Source organism: Nocardia sp. NPDC057440 (assembly GCF_042802915.1).
In the GTDB taxonomy this organism is placed as follows: Bacteria; Actinomycetota; Actinomycetes; order Mycobacteriales; family Mycobacteriaceae; genus Nocardia.
In genome coordinates this window covers 180,358-186,848 of record NZ_JBHVDF010000008.1, presented here as the reverse complement: position 1 = coordinate 186,848, position 6,491 = coordinate 180,358, and the positions used below count along the sequence as shown (strand labels likewise).

Annotated in this window: 6 protein-coding genes; 1 reads left to right on the top strand and 5 read right to left on the bottom strand. The window is 66.3% G+C overall.

Features of this window, described 5'->3' with window-relative positions; genetic code table 11:
* Positions 1-155: 155 nt before the first annotated feature.
* Genes ACFU4Z_RS18960 through ACFU4Z_RS18950 form a run of 3 tightly spaced genes read right to left on the bottom strand, consistent with a single transcriptional unit; the run spans position 156 to position 1,758 of the window.
* Complete coding sequence (locus tag ACFU4Z_RS18960) at positions 156-362, bottom strand: hypothetical protein (RefSeq protein ID WP_379064621.1); 207 nt, start codon at positions 360-362, stop codon at positions 156-158.
* Positions 363-371: 9 nt separating this feature from the next.
* The gene (locus tag ACFU4Z_RS18955; RefSeq protein WP_379064619.1) at positions 372-1,289 is read right to left on the bottom strand and encodes a helix-turn-helix domain-containing protein; all 918 of its coding nucleotides are present in this window, start codon (positions 1,287-1,289) and stop codon (positions 372-374) included.
* Positions 1,240-1,758: a DUF6879 family protein gene (locus tag ACFU4Z_RS18950; protein WP_379064617.1), complete on the bottom strand. Its 519-nt coding sequence runs from the start codon at positions 1,756-1,758 to the stop codon at positions 1,240-1,242. The genes ACFU4Z_RS18955 and ACFU4Z_RS18950 overlap by 50 nt, the downstream gene beginning before the upstream one ends.
* A 466-nt stretch (positions 1,759-2,224) precedes the next feature.
* Here ACFU4Z_RS18950 and ACFU4Z_RS18945 point away from each other — a divergent pair, with 466 nt between their 5' ends.
* Positions 2,225-2,521, top strand: a complete 297-nt coding sequence (locus tag ACFU4Z_RS18945) for a hypothetical protein (protein WP_379064615.1) — start codon at positions 2,225-2,227, stop codon at positions 2,519-2,521.
* On the opposite strand, the gene ACFU4Z_RS18940 is transcribed toward ACFU4Z_RS18945, so the two are convergent.
* Both ACFU4Z_RS18940 and ACFU4Z_RS18935 read right to left on the bottom strand, forming a co-directional pair.
* Positions 2,518-3,153, bottom strand: coding sequence for a LysE family translocator (locus ACFU4Z_RS18940; RefSeq protein ID WP_379064613.1), 636 nt, complete (start codon positions 3,151-3,153; stop codon positions 2,518-2,520). The genes ACFU4Z_RS18945 and ACFU4Z_RS18940 overlap by 4 nt on opposite strands.
* A 68-nt stretch (positions 3,154-3,221) precedes the next feature.
* Positions 3,222-6,464: a carboxyl transferase domain-containing protein gene (locus ACFU4Z_RS18935; protein WP_379064611.1), complete on the bottom strand. Its 3,243-nt coding sequence runs from the start codon at positions 6,462-6,464 to the stop codon at positions 3,222-3,224.
* Between the last annotated feature and the right edge of the window lie 27 nt (positions 6,465-6,491).

Here is a 6,491-nt window from a genome sequence, read left to right as displayed (position 1 = left end):
ACATTTCCATGTCGGCGACGCGGGCGTAGCAGTACGTGTTGCATCGGACTTTTCGTAGTCCGTTGTGCAGCAAGGATATACGACTCGATGGCTGCCGCTTCGTCCCCGCCAAGTGCGCACGTACAGCATGGAAGCGATGGTCGTCGGCTATCCGGTCATCGATGTCGAGCTCGCCGACCAGCGCCAACCCGGCGTGCGGGCCGCGGGGCCATGGCAACAGCGACGGCATGATCGAGGGCGATCATCGGGTTGTCGACGAGGCCGAGTAACCGTTCGTAGAACAGCATGATCTGTGGCCAGCCGGTGGCCTCGTAGGCGGCCGCCCAACAGTCGCTGCGCTCGGGTTCGTGTAGTCGCCGCATCGAGCGGGCCTAGTGCGGTTCATGCCCCTCGGGCGACGGAATACTCGAATCGAGCTCGTTCAATATCCCGACAATGAGCCCGCGTGCGGCCCGCCCGTAGACGGCAGAGCCTTTGAGCACCTCGAACATTCGCGCGTACATGGTGCACTCTTGCGGTTGGGTGACCTGAATACTCGCGGTCGGCGTTTCGAGTGCGACCAGTGTGTCGTCGAAGATCCAGAATCCGGTCGAGCCGACCGCCGTGCGTTCGGTCATCAGCGGGATGATGCCCAGCGAGATATTCGGCCGTGACAGCAGTTCGAGGAGCCGACCGAGCTGCCCCGCCTGGGTTTCCGCGGTGCCGAACCACGTCCGCAGCGCCTGCTCCTCCAGCACGACGACGAATCGCTTGCCGCCGCGCCGGATGACGCGCTGCCGCTCCATGCGCACGGCCACCGCGTCCTCGATATCGTTCGGCGCGCCGAGGAATGCGGTCCAGAACGACAGCATCGCGGTCGAGTATTCCGCCGTCTGGAAGAGGCCGGGTATGACGTTGTGCTCGTATATGCGAAACACCTTGGTCTGCTCGTACTGCTGGAGGGTGTGCGCGCCGAGTACCCGCTTCATTCCGGCACGGGCCTGCCTGCGGAACTCCAGATAGGACGAATCGACCGAACGCAGGGTCGCGATCAGATCGGGTGCCTGATCGTCGGCGGCGCACGCGGCACACCATCGGCGGATGTCGTGATCGGTGGGCGCTTGCGCGCCGTTCTCGATTTTGCTCACTCGCGTGGGATGCTGGCCGGTCACGGCCGCCAACTCCCGCCCGCTCAGACCCGCGTCCTTGCGCATGTCGCGCAGCCTCCCGCCCAGTGCGCGTCGCGCCTCCTGAGCGGAACTAGACGGGTTGGTAGTCACGGTGCGGTATCGCCAGTTCCCACAGCGCATCGAAGGCGGTGCGGCACAGCCGAACGTCGTGCGGTTCGGTTGACGCCAACTTATCGACGGCGAGTCCGTTACCCGCATAGATCAGGAACACGACCAGACGATCGTCGAAGAGATAGAAGTCATTGCCGGGGATCGCGATCGAGGACGCCAATCGGCGAGGCGCCCACCGGATGTCCTCCCCGGCCTCGACCATCGGCAAGGCGATGCTGTGTGACCAGCGCTGGTAGTCGCTGAGCGGTTCGGAAACGATCCGGATCCGACGGACCGACCGCCCGGCCGAGCTGTGCAGACGCACTGTTGCGCACCATCCTCGAAGCCATGCCAGATCGTCCGGCTGACCTGCCGCCCACTTCGCCATGTGCGGAAGCTCGACCGCCGTCCCGTACGCATCGCGCACCTCGAGGTGCACGGCTTCGCGCTCGAAATGCGTTAGTAGCCGGTCGAACTCATCATCCGATATCGACGCCACGGTCTCCCTGCCCGAAGAACCGCATCATTCTGTCCGGGATTTCCACGCACGTTTCACCCGCGGGAATTTCCATCTGAGCAAGAGCCTCCGAATCGGTAACAACCCAACCCTGCACCACCCACGAATCTCGATCGGTTCGGTAGACCGTTGGCGAACCGGCGGGGTTCGAACCAGGATCCTTGCCGATGAACGTCAGCCGCATGATGCCCCCTGGCTTCGACGATTGCGAAGAATTGCGTCGCGCATTCATCCTGAACCGCGTCTCCGCCGCACGTCAAGGGACGTGGCGCCAGAGCAGCAACAATTCGCAACTGTGTTCCCTTCCAGCGCGGACGGCGCAAAGATTTTGCTCGGCACCCGGCCCGGGGTCGCAGCATCGGACACATCGACTTGCCGTGAGCCGCGTTCGGAATGTCCGATGCGCCGGGTGCCGCCGAACTCCACACTCGCACACAGGAGAGCACCGATGAGGCCGAAGGCGATCGGATTTCTGCGCCGCGACATCTCTGGTATCAGGCGAGACCGCCACGAAATGGAAATCCGTTCGCGGGCACGTGAACTCGGCTACGATCTCGCCCGCATGGTGATGCTGGGCCCGTCGGCGGATGCCATCGATCGACTGGTCGCGATGCTGAACCGACTCGATGCCGCCGCAGTGATAGCACCCAGCGCCGAGCATGTCGTCGACGCGCGGGATCAGTTGTGCGCCGTGTGCGATCTGGTCATCGTGACGCCGCAGGAAAGGTGGCCGGTCGGCCGCTAGTGATTGCCGCTCAGCGCGACGCTCGCGCCGACGCCGATGATCATGAGCCCGCCGGTGCTGCCCACTGCCTCGAGACGGCGCGGGGAGCGGACGAACCACGAACGGGCCGTGCCTGCCAGCAGCGCCCAACTGCTGTCGGAAACGACCTGGATGGCCAGGCAGACAGCGCCGAGGAGCAGAAATTGCATGGGCAGAGCGCCTGCCTCGGGGACCGCGAACTGCGGTAGCACTGCGCCGAGGAATACATATGCCTTCGGGTTGGTCGCTCCGACGACGAATCCTTGACGTACGATCCGGCCCGTGGGCGGTGTTTCCGCGGCCGATTCCAGCGCGGTGGCCATCTGTTTGCGATCGCGAATCGCCATGACGCCCAAGTAGATCAGATAGGCCGCGCCCGCGATCTTGATGACGGTGAACAGGATTGCCGATGCGGCCAGAATCGTGCCGAGGCCAAGGACAACGGCCGTCAAAGGCACCGTCGATCCCAGTGTCGCACCGAGCACCGACAGCAATGCCGGACGGCGGCCCAGTGTCAAGGCCCGTCCGATGGCGAACAGCACATTCGGGCCGGGGATCACGACGATGACCAGTGCGGCGAGAGCGAAGGCTGCGAGATGGGAAGCGGGCACCATCGGAGCAGCTTATTCCGGCGTCGGCAGGTGGTGTCGCGGAAAGACTTCGCTGTGCTGGGGAGTCTCCATCAGTGCAGGGTGCGGATCCAGCGACGGGTGTCGGCGGGATCGATGACGGCATCGAGCTCGAGCACGGTGGCGGCGGTCAGGGCTTTGCCATTGGCGTAGGCGAGTTGGACGAGGTTGTCGAAGGCTTCGCGTTGTTTGCCGGGGTCTTCGATCGCGGCCAACTCTTTGGCGAAGCCGAGGCGAACGGCGCCTTCCAGACCCATGCCACCGATCTCGCCGGTGGGCCAGGCGATGACGAAGCGTGGCGCGCGGAAGGAGCCTGCGGCCATGGCTTGCGCACCGAGGCCGTAACCCTTGCGCAGGATGACGGTGCCGAACGGGACCGACAGGGCGGCGGAGTCGATGAACAGCTTGCTGAACTTGGTGACCGTTGCTTGCTTCTCGGCCTCGGGGCCGACCATGAAACCCGGTGTGTCGCAGAGAGAGACGATCGGCAGCCCATGGGCGTCGCACAGCTGCAGAAAGGCGCTCAGCTTGTCGGCGGCCGGTGCGTCGATCGCGCCGCCCAGGTGGTGGCAGTTGTTGGCGATCAGGCCGAATGGGCGGCCCTCTACTCGAATCAGCGCCGTGACGACACCGACGCCCCAGTCGCGCCGCAGCTCCAGGACCGAGTCGAGGTCGGCGACGGATTCGATGGCGGCCCGAATATCGAAGGCGCGCAAACGGTTGTCGGGCACAACGTGCCGGGACACGCGCGGATCCGGGCCTTCCCAGACCCCCACCGCCCCTTGGAAGTACGCCAGATAACGGCGTGCGAGCGCGACCGCCTCGGCGTCATCGCGCGCGACCACATGGACAACGCCATTGCGGCGCTGCACGTCGATGGGCCCGATGTCCTCCGGCGCGTAGACGCCGAGACCGCCGCCCTCGATCATCGCGGGGCCACCCATACCGATATTCGCATCGGGCGTGGCGATGACGACATCACAGATACCGAGCAGTGCGGCGTTGCCCGCGAAACAGCGCCCGGACACGATGCCGATCAAGGGAACTCGGCCCGACAACGCGCCCATCGCACGGAATGTGGTGACATCGAGACCCGAGATGCCCGCATAATCGGTGTCGCCCGGTCGCCCGCCGCCGCCTTCGGTGAAGAACACCACCGGCAGCCGCTGCTCGTGCGCCAGCGCGAGCATCCGGTCGGTCTTGGCGTGATTTCGCATGCCCTGGGTGCCCGCCAGCACGGTGTAGTCGTAGGACATCACCAGTGCGCGAGCCGATTGCGCGCCGTAGCGGTCGGCATTGATGGTGGCGATGCCCGCGATCAAGCCGTCCGCGGGCGTATTCGCGATCAGGTCCTCCTGGCTGCGGCGCAGCCGCTGCGCGGCCACCGCGAGCGCGCCGTACTCGACGAAGCTGTCGTCGTCGACCAAGTCGGCGATGTTTTCGCGTGCTGTGCGTCGACCGAGCCGACGGCGCTTGGCCACCGCATCCGGACGTCCCTCGTCCAGCCCGAGCCGGTGCCGCTGCCGCACCTGCGCCAAATCCGCGCGCACAGCGTCCAGGTCCACTGCGGCGATGTCGGTGGCAGGACCGTCGTGGTCGGCGTCGGTCCAGGTCACCAGCAGCGCGTGCGGGTCGACGACCGCTCCTGGTTCGACGACATGGCGCAGCACGCGCAGCGGCTGTTCGGCCCGCAGCACGTGCTGCATCTTCATCGCCTCGAGCACGGCCACTTCCGCACCCGCGGGGAGGGTGGCGCCAGGCGGGGCGAGTGCGACGACGGTGCCGCCCATCGGGGATCGAAGCGCCTGCTCGTCGTCGTGCAATATCTCCTGCGGCCCGCTGGCCGAGGCCGAGTTTCGCTGGGCCGTCTCTGCGCCGACCGCCATGTACTGTCCTTCCGAGAACGGTTCGGCGGCATCGGCGTGCACCATCCATGGCGCGTAATCTGCTGCGCGACTGGAGAGTTCGCTGATGTTCTCTTCGAACCACGAGGTCGTCACAGTGACCCCGCCGACGAGCCGGTCGAGGGCTGCGCGCAGCAGACTCGTGTTGGTGTCAACGCCGACCACTACCGTCTCCGCCAAAGCATCCGAACATCGCCGCAGCGCAGCCGAATACGTCGGTCCGTGGGCGATCACCTTCGCCAGCAACGAGTCGAACTGCGCGCTCTGCCCGATGCCCGCGTGCGCGGCGGTATCGACCCGGACGCCGACCCCTGTTGGTGTGGCGAAGCGCGTAATGGAGCCCGTGCTCGGCACTATGTCCCCACCCGCGGTCACGAGTTCGGCATTGATCCGCGCCTGCACGGCGAATCCGCGCGCTGCTACCCCGGAAAGCTCGAGATCCTCGAGAGCGTATCCCTGCGCGAGATCGAATTGGATCGCCACCAGATCCAGACCGGTCACCTCCTCGGTCACCGTGTGCTCGACTTGCAGCCTCGGGTTTACCTCGAGGAACCACGCGTCATCGCCGCCGACCAGGAATTCGACGGTGATCACGCCGCGACAGCCCACCGACTCGGCGATCCGGACGGCATCGCCGTGTAGTCGTTCCCGCAGCGTCGCAGCGAGATTCGGTGCCGGAGCAATTTCGATGAGCTTCTGGTGCCTGCGCTGCACGCTGCAGTCCCGATCGCCGATCGCGATCGCCCGCGCGCCGTCCGCGACGACCTGAATCTCGATGTGCCGTGCGTGTGGCGCGAGCGCTTCGGCATAGACAGTGCCATCACCGAAGCCCGCGAGCGCCTCGGCCACACAGCGCGCGTGCACCTCGGCGATCCGAGATGCTTCGTGCACCACACGCATTCCCCGGCCGCCTCCCCCGGCCGCGGCCTTCACCATCACACCGCTCGGATGATCCGCGAGCAATGCCGCGATCTCCGTCCGGTCGGCACCGGCGGCCGTCGCGGGTAGCACCGCGACTCCCGCCCGCTGCGCGGCCTCCCGCGCGGCGAGCTTATTGCCGAATGTCCGCAACACCTCCGGCGCGGGTCCGACGAACACCAACCCCGATTCCGCGCAGGCAGCCGCGAAATCCGCACTCTCACTGAGGAATCCGTATCCCGGATGCACGAGCGCGCCGGTACCCGCCTTGCGCGCTGCGGCGACGACAGCGGCGATATCGAGATACGCCGCGGCCCCGGCGCCCGGCAGTTGGACCGCGTCCTCGGCCAGCCGCACCGGCAGCGCTCCCGCCTCGTCCGCGGTGTGCATCGCGAGGACCGAGTACGCCCGCTCGCGAGCCGTCCGGATCACCCGGACCGCGACCTCACCTCTGTTGGCCACCGCTATGCGCATGCCCGCCAGTCTGCGTTGACATTGACG